Origin of the sequence: Kitasatospora sp. NPDC057936, from assembly GCF_042887525.1 — a bacterium.
In the GTDB taxonomy this organism is placed as follows: Bacteria; Actinomycetota; Actinomycetes; order Streptomycetales; family Streptomycetaceae; genus Kitasatospora.
Map to the genome: position 1 here is coordinate 198,310 of NZ_JBHVPD010000002.1, position 14,578 is coordinate 212,887.

General features: G+C 73.3%; 14 protein-coding genes. 10 read left to right on the forward strand and 4 right to left on the reverse strand.

The annotated features are described in order from the left end of the window. Positions 1-123: 123 nt before the first annotated feature. Positions 124-1,617, forward strand: a complete 1,494-nt coding sequence (locus ACFVU9_RS02035) for an SDR family oxidoreductase (protein WP_387588961.1) — start codon at positions 124-126, stop codon at positions 1,615-1,617. Here the strand turns inward: ACFVU9_RS02035 and ACFVU9_RS02040 are convergent. Further along, entirely contained in the window at positions 1,589-1,969 is a 381-nt protein-coding gene (locus ACFVU9_RS02040; RefSeq protein ID WP_387588963.1) for a hypothetical protein, read from the reverse strand. The two genes, ACFVU9_RS02035 and ACFVU9_RS02040, sit on opposite strands and share 29 nt — an antisense overlap. A gap of 128 nt (positions 1,970-2,097) precedes the next feature. Between ACFVU9_RS02040 and ACFVU9_RS02045 the strand changes: the two genes are divergently transcribed. Together ACFVU9_RS02045 and trxA are read left to right on the forward strand one after the other, a co-directional pair. Beyond that, positions 2,098-2,526, forward strand: a complete 429-nt coding sequence (locus ACFVU9_RS02045) for a MerR family transcriptional regulator (RefSeq protein ID WP_387588965.1) — start codon at positions 2,098-2,100, stop codon at positions 2,524-2,526. A 1-nt stretch (position 2,527) separates the two neighbouring features. Continuing rightward, a complete protein-coding gene (gene trxA, locus ACFVU9_RS02050; protein ID WP_387588967.1) occupies positions 2,528-2,857 on the forward strand; it encodes a thioredoxin in 330 nt (109 codons plus the stop codon). Here the strand turns inward: trxA and ACFVU9_RS02055 are convergent. The 3 genes from ACFVU9_RS02055 to ACFVU9_RS02065 all read right to left on the reverse strand — a co-directional run bounded on the left by ACFVU9_RS02055 (position 2,850) and on the right by ACFVU9_RS02065 (position 5,707). Next, positions 2,850-3,524, reverse strand: coding sequence for a DUF998 domain-containing protein (locus ACFVU9_RS02055; RefSeq protein ID WP_387588969.1), 675 nt, complete (start codon positions 3,522-3,524; stop codon positions 2,850-2,852). The two genes, trxA and ACFVU9_RS02055, sit on opposite strands and share 8 nt — an antisense overlap. Positions 3,525-3,632: 108 nt before the next feature. Continuing rightward, positions 3,633-4,868 carry a hypothetical protein gene (locus ACFVU9_RS02060; protein WP_380442882.1) on the reverse strand — a complete coding sequence of 412 codons (1,236 nt, stop codon included), beginning with the start codon at positions 4,866-4,868 and terminating at the stop codon, positions 3,633-3,635. Further along, positions 4,865-5,707, reverse strand: coding sequence for an alpha/beta fold hydrolase (locus ACFVU9_RS02065; protein ID WP_387588971.1), 843 nt, complete (start codon positions 5,705-5,707; stop codon positions 4,865-4,867). The genes ACFVU9_RS02060 and ACFVU9_RS02065 overlap by 4 nt, the downstream gene beginning before the upstream one ends. 344 nt (positions 5,708-6,051) lie before the next feature. Between ACFVU9_RS02065 and ACFVU9_RS02070 the strand changes: the two genes are divergently transcribed. The 7 genes from ACFVU9_RS02070 to ACFVU9_RS02100 all read left to right on the forward strand — a co-directional run bounded on the left by ACFVU9_RS02070 (position 6,052) and on the right by ACFVU9_RS02100 (position 14,454). Next, positions 6,052-7,893, forward strand: a complete 1,842-nt coding sequence (locus tag ACFVU9_RS02070) for an FAD/NAD(P)-binding protein (protein WP_387589016.1) — start codon at positions 6,052-6,054, stop codon at positions 7,891-7,893. Beyond that, on the forward strand, positions 7,890-8,627 hold the full coding sequence (locus ACFVU9_RS02075; RefSeq protein ID WP_380442886.1) for a class I SAM-dependent methyltransferase: 738 nt from the start codon (positions 7,890-7,892) through the stop codon (positions 8,625-8,627). Before ACFVU9_RS02070 ends, ACFVU9_RS02075 begins: the two co-directional genes overlap by 4 nt. Before the next feature lie 3 nt (positions 8,628-8,630). Further along, positions 8,631-10,121: an argininosuccinate lyase gene (locus ACFVU9_RS02080; protein WP_387588973.1), complete on the forward strand. Its 1,491-nt coding sequence runs from the start codon at positions 8,631-8,633 to the stop codon at positions 10,119-10,121. Between the two features lie 125 nt (positions 10,122-10,246). Next, positions 10,247-11,185 (forward strand): kinase, encoded by a 939-nt coding sequence (locus ACFVU9_RS02085; RefSeq protein WP_387588975.1) that lies wholly within the window; start codon positions 10,247-10,249, stop codon positions 11,183-11,185. Further along, on the forward strand, positions 11,175-13,439 hold the full coding sequence (locus ACFVU9_RS02090; RefSeq protein WP_387588977.1) for a pyridoxal-phosphate dependent enzyme: 2,265 nt from the start codon (positions 11,175-11,177) through the stop codon (positions 13,437-13,439). The genes ACFVU9_RS02085 and ACFVU9_RS02090 overlap by 11 nt, the downstream gene beginning before the upstream one ends. After that, the gene (locus ACFVU9_RS02095) at positions 13,436-14,155 is read left to right on the forward strand and encodes an AzlC family ABC transporter permease (RefSeq protein WP_380442894.1); all 720 of its coding nucleotides are present in this window, start codon (positions 13,436-13,438) and stop codon (positions 14,153-14,155) included. The genes ACFVU9_RS02090 and ACFVU9_RS02095 overlap by 4 nt, the downstream gene beginning before the upstream one ends. Beyond that, positions 14,155-14,454: an AzlD domain-containing protein gene (locus ACFVU9_RS02100; RefSeq protein ID WP_380442896.1), complete on the forward strand. Its 300-nt coding sequence runs from the start codon at positions 14,155-14,157 to the stop codon at positions 14,452-14,454. The genes ACFVU9_RS02095 and ACFVU9_RS02100 overlap by 1 nt, the downstream gene beginning before the upstream one ends. Positions 14,455-14,578: the final 124 nt, after the last annotated feature.

Below are 14,578 nucleotides of genomic sequence, written 5' to 3' on the forward strand. Positions count from 1 at the left end.
CGGGCTCCGCCGATCCGACCGGGCCACCGGCTCCGAAGACCGCGCGACGCCTTCCTAGGACCCCGACACGAACAACCCGACATGAGCGACCCGACATGAGCGACCCGACATGAACCGCCCGACATGAACGACCTGCCCCCCGCCCCGCCGCGCTGCCTGGTGACCGGCGCGACCGGCTACATCGGCGGCCGCCTCGTCCCCGAGCTGCTCGCCCGCGGCCACCCCGTCCGCTGCCTGGTGCGCGACCCCGGACGGCTGCGGGACCAGCCCTGGCGGGCGCGGGTCGAGACCGCCGTCGGCGACGTCACCCGGCCCGCCACCCTCACCGGCGCCTTCGACGGCGTGGACGTCGCCTACTACCTCGTCCACTCCCTCGGCACCGGCCCCTCGTTCGAGGCCACCGACCGGGAGGCCGCCCACGCCTTCGGAGCCGCCGCAGCGGCCGCGGGGGTCTCCCGGATCGTCTACCTCGGCGGGCTCGTCCCCGACGGCGTCGACGAGAGCGGGCTCTCCCCGCACCTGCGCTCCCGCGCCGAGGTCGGCCGCATCCTGCGCGCCAGCGGCGTGCCGACGGCCGAACTGCGCGCCGCCGTCATCATCGGCTCCGGCAGCGCCTCCTTCGAGATGCTCCGCCACCTCACCGAGCGCCTGCCCGCGATGGTCACCCCGCGCTGGGTCGCCACCCGCATCCAGCCGATCGCCGTCCGCGACGTCCTGCGCTACCTGGCCGGCGCCGCGCTCCTACCGCCGTCGGTCAACCGGACCTTCGACATCGGCGGGCCCGACGTCCTCACCTACCGCGAGATGATGCAGCGCTACGCCCGGATCGCGGGCCTGCGCCGACGCGTCATCCTCCCTGTCCCCGTGCTCACTCCCGGGCTCTCCAGCCACTGGGTCGGCCTCGTCACCCCGGTTCCCGGCTCCATCGCCCGGCCGCTCGTCGAGTCCCTGCGCCACGAGGTCGTGTGCGGCGAGCACGACCTCGCCCGGTGGGTGCCCGACCCGCCGGAGGGCCTGACCGGCTTCGACCGGGCCGTGGCGCTCGCCCTGCGCCGCATCAAGGACGCCGACGTCGCCACCCGCTGGTCCTCCGCCTCCCTGCCCGGCGCCCCGAGCGACCCGCTGCCCACCGACCCCGACTGGGCCGGCGGCAGCCTCTACCAGGACCTCAGGGAACGCACGGTCGCCGCCGCGCCGGCCGACGTCTGGCGCGTGGTCGAAGGCATCGGCGGCGACAACGGCTGGTACTCCTTCCCCCTCGCCTGGGCCCTGCGCGGCCTCCTCGACCGCCTGGCCGGCGGCGTCGGCCTGCGCCGGGGCCGCCGCGATCCGGCCCGCCTGCGGGTCGGGGACTCGCTCGACTTCTGGCGGGTCGAGGAGATCGAACCGGGCCGCCTGCTCCGGCTGCGCGCCGAGATGCGGCTCCCCGGCCTGGCCTGGCTGGAGCTCTCCGTCACCCCGGACGGGAACCACGGCACCCGCTACCGGCAGCGCGCGCTGTTCCACCCGCACGGCCTGGCCGGACACGCCTACTGGTGGTCGGTCGCGCCGTTCCACTCGGTGGTCTTCGGCCGCATGGCCCGCAACGTCACCGAACGCGCCCGCCGGGCGGGCTGAGCGTCGACAGCCACCGCCAGCGCGGAAGTTCGGTGCCGCAACAGGCGAGCGCGAGGACGGAGACGAGCACCGCCGCCCACACCGGGAACAGCAGCCAGGCGGCGACGACGGCCCCCGCGAGCTCGGCGAGCACCATCAGGACCGTGACCCACCCGGGCACCGCGACGACCGTCCCCGGCTTGTCCCCGGGCGTCTGCAGCACGGCCGGCACGCCGATCAGCACGACGTCCACCCCGATCGCCAGCAGCACCGAGTGCGGCCACAGCGCGATCGGCAGCCCGATCCACCCCACCAGCTCCAGCCCGGCCCTCAACCCGGTGGCGTACCAGGGCTCTTCGTACGTCCGCGCCATCGTCGCCTCTCCCCCGTCCACGAGTGCCGGGGCAGCGTAGCGCGCAACGGACCCCGGGCCCACCCGTCCCGCCGGTCCGGACGGCGGCGCTGGCGTTGACGTCGGCGTCAAGGTCTAGCGTTCTCTCCATGCGGATCGGCGAACTGGCGGCACAGGCGGGGACGACCACCCGCACCCTTCGGTACTACGAGTCGCGCGGGCTGCTGCCCGCCCGGCGCAACGGCAACGGGTACCGGGCGTACGACGAGGCGGACCTGCGGCTCCTGCGGCAGATCCGGACGCTCCAGGGCTTCGGCTTCGACCTGGAGCAGACCCGCCCGTTCGTCGAGTGCCTCCAGGCCGGGCACCCGGAGGGCGACTCCTGCCCCGCGTCACTGGACGTCTACCGCGGCCGGCTCGCCGAGCTGGACGAGTGCCTGGCGCGGCTGCACGAGGTGCGCGACCGGGTCGCCGCCCAGCTGGCCCGCGCCGAGCTCCGGGTCGAGGCCGAGCATCCGGGCGGGCCCGAACCGCACTGCGAGCTTTCCACCAACCATGCCCAGACGAAGGAGAGTTGAGATGACGGGAACGGAAATTCTGGCCGTGACGGACGCGAGCTTCGCCGCCGAGGTGCTCGCGGCCGACGTGCCGGTCCTGGTGAAGTTCACCGCCGACTGGTGCCCGCCGTGCCGGATGGTCGCGCCGGTGCTCGCGGAGATCGCCCGGGAGAAGGCCGGGGAACTGAAGGTCGTCCAGCTGGACGTCGACACCAACCCCGAGTCCCAGGCGGCCTACTCGATCCTCTCCATGCCGACGATGGTGCTCTTCCGCAACGGCGAGCCCGTGCGCAGCATCGTCGGCGCGCGGGCGAAGGCCCGGCTGCTGCGGGACCTGGCCGACGTCATCTGACGGCCGGACCTCGGGCGCACCCGTCGGCCAGGGCCCGGCGGGTGCCGAGGGCCAGCAGGACCACCCCGGCCGACGCCGCCAGGGCGAGGGCCCGTTCCGCGTAGCCGGCGCCGGCGTGGCCGTGCAGCCCGATGAAGGCGATCACGCCGATGAACATCACCGGGCTGAAGGCCAGGGCGCCCCCGGACCAGCCCTGCCACGCCGGGTTCGCGCGGAAGTGGGCGGCCAGGACGGACGGGGTGATCACCATGACCGGGAAGCCGACGAACGAGATCGCCAGATGCCCCGTCGCCTGCCACGAGCCGGACCCGAGGCCCTGGACGCACCCGGGGTCGGCGGCCCGGCAGTCGAGGCGGAAGAGGACGTCCCACACGTTGTCCAGGCCCAGCGGGGACGCGGCGACGAGCCAGGCCCCCGCCGGTCGCCGCCCGCCGGGGGCGGCCAGGGCCGGGCCCAGCGCGAAGAGGGCGAACGCGATGGTCAGGACGCCCGCGACGCCCTGCGCCGCGAGCACGAGCCCCGCGTGATCGGCCGTCCGCGCGCCCAGGTCGCTGATGCCGTGCGCGGAGCTGCGGTAGCCCCGCCCCTCTGCGATCCCGCCGACCGACCACACGGCAGTGAAGAGGACTTGGGCGACGACCGCTCCCCGGACAAGTGCCATCCGCATGCTCTGCTCCCCCCGACGCCCAACCCCCGTTGATACAGTTGTATCAGATGGAGGGCGTCGTGGAAGAGCCACCGCCCTCCGACCCGGCACGCCTTACCGCGGCACCGCTTACCGCAGCACCTCCGCGAGCACCTCGCCCAGCGGCGGTCCGTCCATCGCCGCGCGCAACTCCTCGACGGCAGAGAGCCGTTCCGCAGCCCCGAGCGCCAGGTACTGTCCAATCCGCTCGTTCAGGCAGCGGCGGAACCGGTCGTAGTGGCCGTCGTCGCGGCGGATCCGCCCGGCCAGCTCGACCAGCGCCGCCGTCCCCGTGAAGTCGTCCTCCGGGACCGGGCGGTCGGGCAGCAGGTCGGCCAGGCCGACGGCGGTCTTGGCGAACAGCGTCCGCTCCAGCCGGCGGACGGTGAACAGGTGCGCGTAGTGCTGCTCGGGCAGCGCGAGCGGGAGGCGGCCGAGCGCCAGCGCCTCGTGAAGGGCGGTCAGGCCGGGGGTGAGCAGGTAGTGCGGGGTGGAGGCGACGTGCCGGAGCAGCTCGCGCTGCGGCACCAGCCGGCAGTCCGCCCGCCGTCCGTCCACCGTGACCGTGCGCGCCCGCCGGCCGCCGAACGGCCCGCCGCAGACCAGGACGCGGCGGAACCGGGGCCAGTCGCGCAGCAGGTCGGGCAGCCAGCGCTCGATCAGCAGCAGGTAGTCGTTGTGCTCGTCGAAGTCGAGCAGGAAGTTGCGGAACCCGCCGAGGTTGATCAACAGGTCGTACTCCGACGCGGCCGGCTCCGCGCTCGCGGCCGCCCGCAGCCCGTCGTGATCGACCAGCGCGCCGGTCGTCCGGGGCACCCGCCCCACCCCCAGTCCGGCGAACTCCGCGATCCGCTGCCGCACCCCGGGGAAGTTCTGCACCAGCCCGTGGGTGGCCAGCAGGTGGGCGGCCACCACCCGCTCGTGCGGGGACAGTTCACCGAGGTGCCGGTCCGCCGCCCCGAACCCGGACCGCGGAAGCGTCTCGCAGAGCCGCAGGATCTCCGCGAGCGGCCGTTCCAGGCGCCAGAACGCGAACAGGCTGTCCAGCAGGACCACCGGCCGGTCCGCCAGCACGCCGTGCAGCACGAGGTCGGCGTCCATCACGGACACCACGCGGTCGCAGCCGGCCAGCAGCCGGCTCAGGTCCGCGTCGCGCGGGGCCGGCGAGCGGATCTCGTCGAAGGCGTCCGGATTGCAGTGCGCGAACTCGGCGGCCACGCCGTCCCCGACGAAGATCCGCTCGTGGCCGCTCAACGCGCGCGAGACCGCGACGAGTTCGGCCGCCGGCCCGAACCCGCAGTTCTGCGCCCCCATCACGAGTCTCACGACACCTCCTCCAGACCCGCCGGCACCGCCGCGGACCCGGCCGGGAGTGCGTCCAGCACGGCGCCCAACTGCCGGGCGAACTCCTCCGGATGCTTGGCGTACCCGGCGTGGCCGCCCGGGAAGAGCGCCAGGTCGCGGCCGAGGAGGGCCGCGAGAGCGGCGACCGGACGGTGGATCAGGTAGCCGCGCGACTCCAGGCCGCCGGCCGGCGTGATCCGGTCGGCGAGCCCGCTGAGCGCGGCGACGTCCAGGGAGAATGCCGTCGTCGGGCGCATGACGTGGGCCAGGAAGAACTCGTTGTTGTCCCGCACTTCGGGCAGCGCGGGCGCCGGCCGTCCGCCGAAGGCGCCCGCGAGGCTCAGCATCGCCGCCGCGGCCCCGTCCCGTCGGTAGGTCTCGTGCACCTCCTCGAAGAACGCGACCTGCGCCTCGCCGTCCGGCAACAACCGCATCGCCGGGGGCTCGTGGGCGACCACCGCGGCCACGCGGTCGGGGTGCGTCCGCAGCAGTTCGAGGGCCACGAGCGCCCCGGCGCAGCTCCCCAGGGCGAGCACCGGTTCGTCGCCCACGGTGTGCCGGTCGAGCAGCCGGAGCGCGTCCTGCGCCTGGACGTCGACCCGCTGGTCGACCGGCGGCCCGTGGAGCGGGCTGCGGGAGATTCCGCGCGGGTCGTAGCTCAGCACCCGGTAGCGGGTGGCGAGTTGCTCGGCCAGTGGTTCGAACACCGCCGCGTCCGAGGCGCCGCCGGGCACCAGCAGGAGCAGTGGTCCGGTGCCTCTGAGCTCGTGGTGCAGGCGCGCCCCGGGAACGTCCAGGGTGCCGGTCTCCAGCGCTGCCATCACGTGCTCCAGGCGCGTTCCGGTGTCGGGCGGTCCCCGGCAGGATACCCACCGGACGCGAACGTTCCGGTGGTCCGACGCGCTGGCGGAAACCGGCCGGAACGCGAGTGCGCCCCGGCACGGAAATCGCCTCAGGATCCTCCCGGACAGCACACAGCACACGAATTGATCGAAGCACCTTGCGTCACACTGATCGAGCACAGACTCTCCGGTAAGGCCACGTCATAATCGGAGTATGGACTTTGGGTTGTCGGTCGCGTAGCGTGGCCGCCGTCGATCTCATCGACTTCTCATGTCTCCGGGGGTTTCACTTGGCATCGGAGTATTCAATCGCCATCATCGGCATGGGTTCTCGCGGGTGCAGCATCCTTGAACGGATCGTCACCCTGGCGCCCAGGATCGGAAAGCACGGCGCACCACCCGGCCGGTTACGCGTGGAGATCATCGACCCTTTATCCGAGGGCGAGGGACTCCATTCCGTCTCGCAACCCGACTACTTACTGCTGAATACCTTGTGCGGCGAGATATCGATGTTCCCCGACCGGGACGCGGTCGGGGCGTACGCGGGCGAGGCCGGCCCGAGCCTGTACGAGTGGGTGACCGAACGCGGTCTGATGATCGCCGGGGACGGGCACACGGTGGGCCGCACCGGCCGTCCGGTCCGGCCGAACGACTTCCTGCCCAGGCGGCTGCTGGGCGAGTACCTGCAGTGGTTCCTCGCCCGCCTGCGCGAGCGGGCCCCGTCCTGGCTGAGCGTGACCGTGCACCGCTCCCGGGCGACCTCGCTGGCCTCGGATCCCGGCTCCGGCGTCCGGATCGGCCTCGCCGACGGTTCCACGGTCGGCACCGATTACGCCTTCCTGACCGTCGGTCACGTCCCCAACCGGGAGAATTCCCCGCCGATCGCAGCCGAATTCCCGTCGGCCGCCGCCCGGCACATCGGCGACCCGTACCCGATCCCCGACAAGCTCGCCGTGATCCCGCCGGAGGATTCGGTGGCGGTCGCCGGATTCGGCCTGTCGGCCATGGACGTCATCGCCGCATTGACGGTCGGCCGCGGCGGCCGATTCGTCCCGGACGGCCGACGGCTGCGCTACCGGCCCGGCGGCGCCGAACCGGAATTGCTCCTCTATTCCCGTTCCGGAGTCCCGTTCCGGGCCCGCCCGCACCGCATGCGAATGAGCAGCCGCTTTCAGCCGCTCGTCCTCACCCGGGCGACGGTGGCCGAGTTCCGCGAGGCCGGGCCCCTCGACTTCGACGACTGCCTGTTCCCGCTGCTGCTGACCGAGATGCGGATCGCCTACCACCGGTGCCGCGCCCTGGTCGAGGGCGGCGCCGACGCCGAGGCGGCGCTCGCCGCCGAGCTCACCGGGGCGGCCGACACCGACAAGCTCCCCGCGACGCTCGACCTGCTCGACCAACTGCACGGCCCCTTCGACCCGTTGAAGGCCTGGGACGACTCGGCCGCCATGGAGCTGCACGACAGCGCCGGCTATCAGCACTGGCTGGCGGAAACGATTCGCCACGATCTCGTCGAGGCCGACCGCGGACTGGACCACAGCCCCCTGAAGGCAGCCCTGGAGGCCGTCCGCGAGGTCCGCGACACCCTGCGCGACGCCGTCAACTTCGGCGGCCTGACGAACGCCTCCCTCGACCGGTTCCTGCACACCACCGTGCCGCTGTTCAACCGCGCGGTGGTGGGACCCCAGAAGGAGCGGCACGCCGAACTCCTCGCCCTCATCGAGGCGCGGGTCGTGCGCACACCGTTCGGCGCGGCCCCGTCGGTGCACTGGAACGACGACGGCGGCCGGTGGACGATCGCCTCGACCCGCCTGGCGACCCCGCACCGCGAGGACGTCGACTGGCTCTGCGCTGGCAACTCGCCCTGGCCCGCCGTGGACTCCTCCGCCAGCCCGCTGATCCGCTCCCTCCACGAGGACGGCCGGATCCGCCGACTGCTCCCGGAGAGCACCGCCGTGCGGGGCGCCGACGTCGACGCCTCGCTGCACCCGGTCGACGCCGCCGGCGTGAGCGACCCGCGGCTCTGGCTGATCGGGCCCCTGTGCGAGGGCGCCACCTTCTACAACCACCTCGTTCCGACCCCCGGATACTCGCGCGCCTTCGTCGACGCCCACCGCTGCGTCGCGGAGCTCTTCGCCCTGGACAACGAGAGGAACGCCCAGTGACCACCGACACCGCCGCCGGCCGCCCCGGCGCCGCCAACGCGCAGGACGAACTCGCCAAGGGCCAGTGGAACGACGCCTACCGGCTGGAGGACGGCCACACCAACCTCTGGGGCGACCCGCCGGTGCCCTACGTCGTGAACGCGGCCAAGCTGTTCGCCGACCACGACGCCTTCGTGGTCCTGGACCTCCCGTGCGGCGACGGCCGCAACCTGCCGCCGCTCGCCCAGGCGGCCACCGTCGTCCTCGGCGGCGACACCTCCCGCAACGCGATGGGGATCGCCCGCCGGGTGGTGGCCAAGGCCAACGCCGACAACGTCGTCTTCAAGGTGACCGACGCCTTCGCCACCGGGCTGCCCGACGACTCCGTCGACGGGATCTTCTGCTGGGACCTCCTCGGCCACCTCACCGAGCCCGTCAAGGCGCTCCAGGAGCTGTACCGGATCTGCCGCCCCGGCGGGCACGTCGTCGCGAACATGTGGACGATGAACGACTGTCAGGTCGGCGACCCCGGCATGAAGGAGGTCCGGCCGAAGGAGTACCTGGACCACGCCGACTTCTACTGCCGCTTCTTCGACCGCCCCGACCTCGACGCCTACCTCGCCGACGCCGGGCTCGCCGACGAGGTCGCCGCGGTGGAGCTGCTGCGCTGGATGGAGCCCCCGCACGCCGGCTACCGGCCCTACTTCCACGAGCACGAGAGCCTGGCCTTCACCATCCGGAAGAAAGGTCGGTGACCCGTGGCGGCTCCCCTGACCGGAAGGATCACCGCGAACCCGCACACCCTGCTCCACGAGGAGGTCCTGGCCCCCCAGTTCGAGTTCGAGCTGGAGCACCTCCTGCCCTGGTACCTGGCGATCGAGAAGGTGCTCGCCCTGGAGTACCTGCGGATGGGCCTGATCGACGCCGGGCAGGCCGAGCTGATCGGCAAGGCGCTGCACGGCATCACGGCGGCGACGGTCTCCGCCGATCCCGAGCGCAACATGTCGGACATCGCGTTCGCGCTGGAGCGGCACGTCGACCACCACCTGCCCGCTCCCGTCCCGGCCTGGCACGTCGACCGCAGCCGCAACGACCTCCAGGCCTGCGCCCAGGTGATGTTCGCCCGGCACCAGCTGGCGCTCACCGCCGACGCCCTGCTCGCCCTCGGCCGCTCCGCCCACCGCCTGGCCGGGGAGACCACCGAGCTGCTCATGCCCGGGTACACCCACGCCCAGGCCGCGCAGGTCATCACCCCCGGCTACTACTTCGCCGCCGTCGGCGAGGAGGTGCTGCTGGCGGCCCGCCGGCTCCTCACGGCCCACGACGAGATCGACCTGTGTCCGCTGGGCGCGGGCGCGATGGCCGGTCAGGAGCTCGCGTGGGACCGCGACCGCGCCGCCCGGCTGCTCGGCTTCGCCGGCCCGCGCCCGCACGCCCTCGTGGCGGTCGCCTCCCGGGACTGGGCGCTGCGGATCACCGGCGAACTGGCGCTGTTCGGCGTGGTGCTGAGCCGCTTCACCACCGACCTGATCTCCTGGGGCAGCAGCGAGTACGGCTTCATCGACCTGCCGGACGCCTACGCCGGGATCTCCTCGGCGATGCCGCAGAAGAAGAACTTCCCGCTCCTGGAACGGATCCGCGGCAAGACGGCCCACCTCGCCGCCTTCCACGTGGACACCCTGACGGGCCAGCGGAACACCCCGTACTCCAACTCGGTCGAGGTCTCCAAGGAGGCCGGCACCAACGTCCTGACGGCGTTCCGCACCGCCCGCAGCGTGTTCACCCTCGCCACCGCCGTCCTGGACAACCTGGAGTTCCGCGCCGACCGCATGCGCGGGGCCTGCGAGCGCGAGTACCTCGGCGGGTTCACCCTCGCCAACCTGCTCACCCTCGACGAGGGCGTCCCGTGGCGGACGGCGCAGGTGGTGGCCGGCGGCTACGTCCTGGCCGCCGCCGAGCAGGGCGCGTCCCCGCGGGACGTCCGGCCCGACCTCCTGCGGCAGGTCGCGAAGGACCACGGCTTCGAGATAGCCGAGCCGCAGCGCCTGCTCGCGACCGCCTTCGACACCGACGCGAGCATCCGGCGCAAGGTCTCCGCCGGTTCGACCCGGCCGGACGAGGTCCGCACGATGCTCGCCGACCAGTCCGACCGCTACGACGGGATCCAGGCCGCCTGGGACGCCCGGCGCCGCCGGATCCGCGAGGCCGGGGCAGAGTCGGACCGCCTGCTGGGCCTCACGTCCGGCTGAGCCGCCGGCGGGACACGGCAACGCCCGGCGCCGCACGGCGGCGGACGATCACGGACATCCACCGACGGCCACCGACGCTCAATGACGGCCGATGACGCTCAATGACGGTCAACGAGGAAACCATCATGTTCATACGGAAGGAAGCGGGCATCGGGGTCGCCAACGGCACCTTCGGGGAACTGCTGCAGGGGATGCTGCTGGAACGCCAGCGCCGCTTCCTGGTGACCCTGCCCATCGACGCCTGGTCGACCGCGGTCTTCCGGGCCACCACGACCACCGACGAGATCACGGTCAGGCCCACCTGGAAGCACAAGTCCCGGCACCTCGCCACCCGGATCCTGCGCGCCCACGGGTACATCGGCGGCGGCACCCTGGAGCTCGACTCCGCGATACCCGAGGGCAAGGGACTGGCCAGCTCCTCGGCCGACCTCGTCGCCACCGCCCGCGCCGTGGCCGACACCCTGGGGATCACCCTCGCCGAACCCGAGATCGAGTACTTCCTGCGCGGGATCGAGCCGTCCGACGGCGTCATGTACGCGGGCGTCGTCAGCTACTACCACCGCGAGGTGCGCCTGCGCGAGCGGCTCGGCTTCCTGCCCCCGCTCACCGTCGTGGCCCACGACCCCGGCGGCACGGTCGACACCGTCGGCTTCAACCGGACGGTCACCGCGCCGACCCTGCGCGAACGCCGCGAGTACCGCGACCTGCTCGACACCCTGAGCACCGCCGTGAGCTCCGCCGACCTCGCCACGATCGGCGAGGTCGCCACCCGCAGCGCCGAACTGCACACCCGCCGGCTCCCCCGCCCGGACTTCGAGGAACTGCACCGGATCTGCCGCGACCACGACGGCCTCGGCCTGGTCGTCGCCCACAGCGGCACCGTCCTCGGCATCCTCCTCGGCGAACACGGCGCCGACCCACTGCGGCTCGAACAGGTCCTCGCCCGCTGCGCCCGCCTCCCGGGCACGGTCGAGGTCCACCGCACGCTCGGCAAGGCCGATTACGACACCCCGCACCCCTCTGTCCACCACGCCGGCTCCATCGGAGGAGACTGTGCTCTTTGACAGTGTTGTCGACGCGATAGGCCACACCCCACTCGTCCGGCTGCGCCTCGACGCGCCCGCCGGCGTGGAGGTCTTCGCCAAGCTGGAGTGCCAGAACCTCTACGGGATGAAGGACCGGGTCGCCCGCACCATCATCCTGACCGCCAAACGGACCGGCGCCCTGCCCGACGGCGCCGCGATCGTCGAGAGCTCCTCGGGGACGATGGCCCTCGGCGTGGCCCTCGTCGGCCGCGCGCTCGGCCACCCCGTCCACATCGTCACCGACCCGCGCATCGACGACATCACCCTCGCCAAACTGCGCGCCCTCGGGTGCGAGGTCCACGTCGTCGAGGCCATGACCGGGACGGGCTGGCAGGGCGCCCGCCTGGAGCTCCTGGCCCGGTTGCGCACCGAACTCCCCGGCGCGTTCTGGCCGGACCAGTACGGCAACCCCGACAACCCGGCCGGCTACCGCGCCCTCGCCGCCGAACTGCTCGACGACCTCGGCGGGTTCGACGTGCTGGTCGGCTCGGTCGGCAGCGGCGGCTCGCTCTGCGGCACGGCGCGGCAGTTGCGGACCACCCTGCCCGAGCTGCGGGTCGTCGGGGTGGACTCCGTCGGCAGCGTCCTGTTCGGCCAGCCCGACCGGCCCGGACGCAAGCAGAGCGGCCTCGGCAACAGCCTCCTGCCGGGCAACCTCGACCGGCGGCTGATCGACGAAGTGCACTGGCTCAACGACCTCGAAGCCTTCACCGCGACCCGCGACCTCGCCCGCGACCAGCAGATCTTCGCGGGCAACACCTCCGGGTCCGTCTACCAGTTGCTGCGCCACCTGGCGGCCCGCGCGGCCCCGGGGACGAGGATCGTCGGCATCCTCCCCGACCGCGGTGACCGCTACACCCGCACCATCTATGACGACGACTACTGGACCGAACACCAGGTGGACCGACAAGTGCCCGCCACCGCACCCGTCACGATCACCCCGGGCCGGGTCGCCGAGCACTGGTCCCGCACCGAGGAGATCGAACGCTCCGCGGACCGCCAGCGCCTGCTCTTCGTCGAGTCGAACACCACCGGCACCGGCATGCTCGCCCTCCGGCTCACCCGGGACCTCGGTCTCACCCCGGTCCTGCTCACCAACTCCCCCGAGCGCTACCCGGACGTGGCCGGCACCGGCTGCGAGGTGGTCACCTGCGACACCAACTCCGCCGCCGCACTGCGCGAGACCGTCCGCGCCGCCTGGCGCCGGGAGGAGATCGCCGGGGTCGCCACCACGAGCGACTTCTACCTCCCCGCGGTGGCCGGACTCACCACGCTCCTGGGCCTGCCGGGGAACTCCGTGGAGAGCATGACCGCGTGCCGCGACAAGGCGGTCACCCGGGCCCGCCTGGCGCAGGCCGGCGTCCGGCAGCCGCGGTTCGCGGTCCTGGCCGACCCGGCGGACGTACCGGAGGCGGTGGCCCGGATCGGCCTGCCCTGCGTGGTCAAGCCCGCGGACGACAGCGGCTCCAACAACGTGCTGCTCTGTTCGACGGCCGAACAGGCGGTCGCGCAGAGCCGGGTGATCCTCGCCGAGACGGTCAACGTGCGCGGGCAGGCCACCGCCGGCACGGTGCTCGTCGAGGAGTACCTGGACGGGCCGGAGTTCAGCGTCGAGACGTTCAGCCGGGCGGGCGAGGTGCACTGCGTCGGGATCACGCAGAAGCACCTGGCGGGCCCGCCGCACTTCGTCGAGCACGGCCACGTCTTCCCGGCCGCCGTGCCGCCGCACGTCGCCGACGACCTGGCCGGGGCCGCCCGGCGGGCCGTCCGGGCGGTCGGGCTGACCAGCGGCGCCGCCCACACCGAGGTCCGGCTCACCCCGGAGGGCGCGGCCGTCATCGAGGTCAACGGCCGCCTCGCGGGCGGGATGATCCCCGAGCTCGTCCGGCTCTCCACCGGGATCAACCTGCTCGAGGAGCAGGTCCGCGCCGCCCTCGGCCGCCCGCCCCGGCTGGACCGCGTCCCGGCCCGGGCCGCCGCCATCCGCTTCCTGCTCGCCGAGCGCGAGGGCACCTTCTCGCACGTCTCCGGGACCGAGGCGGCGCGGGCCCTCGAAGGCGTCCGCCATGTCACCGTCACGGCTCGCCCGGAACAGCGGGTGGAGCCCGCGAAGAACGCATACCATCGGCTCGGCTACGTCATCGCCGAGGGCGAAACCCCCGACGCGGCCGCCGAGTTGTGCGCCAAGGCGCACGACGAACTGACGATCGTGCTGCGAGAGCGGAATCCATGACCAAAGCGCAATCCACCGCGAGCCCGGTACCCACCGCCGACAGCTGGCCGCGGCAGAGAGCCGCCGTGCTGCGGGACGCGGTGGGCGTCGGGCTCGCGGTCGGCGCCCTGGGCCTGTCCTTCGGCGCCCTGGCCGTCGTCGCCGGCTTCTCGGTGCTGCAGAGCTGCGTGCTGTCCCTCCTGATGTTCTCCGGCGCCTCCCAGTTCGCCGTGATCGGCGTCCTCGGCGCCGGCGGCGCGGCCCTCACCGGCGCGGCGACCGCGACCCTGCTGGGCGTGCGCAACAGCCTCTACGGGCTGAACCTCTCCGCCCTCCTCCAGGTCGGCGGCCTGCGGCGGGTGGCCACCTCGCAGCTGGTGCTCGACGAGAGCTCGGCGATGTCCATGGGACGCGGCACCCGGCGCGAGGCGCGGCTGGCCTTCTACGCCACCGGCGCGGCCGTCTTCGTCTGCTGGAACATCGCCACGCTCGCCGGCGCCCTCGGCGCGAAGGTCCTGCCCGATCCGGAGGCGCTCGGCCTGGACGTCGCGTCGCCCGCGGCGTTCGTCGCCCTGCTGATGCCCCGGCTGCGCGAACGGCGGTTCTGGGCGGTGGCCGTGGCGGCCGCCGCCGTCGCGCTCGCCGGGGTGCCGCTTCTACCCGTCGGGGTGCCGGTGCTGCTCGCCGGCCTGGTCGCCGGCGTCGCCGGCCTCGCGCTGCGCAAGGAGAGCCGCTGATGTGGACCGCGATCCTGCTCGGCAGCCTCGGCGTCTACCTGCTGAAGCTGGCCGGCCTGTGCGTGCCGGAGTCGGTGCTCAAGCGACGGCGGGTCCAGGAGATCTCGGCGCTGCTGCCCGTCGCCCTGCTGGCGGCGCTGGTCGCCGTGCAGACCTTCAGCCGCGGCCACGACCTCGTCCTGGACGCCCGCGCGGCCGGCTTCGGCGTCGCGGTGGTGGCCGCGCTCCTGCGGGCGCCCTTCCTCCTCGTGGTGGCGCTCGGCGCCGCGACCGCCGCGCTGCTCCGGCTGGTGAGTTGACGTAGCGTCACGTGTTCGACGACGGACCGCGTATGCTCGGAGCGACTGGCGAGGCGCGGCCGTACGGGCGAGTTCGGGCAGGTCCGCGCGCGGGGATCGCCACGCGTACCGCAGAACTACCGCA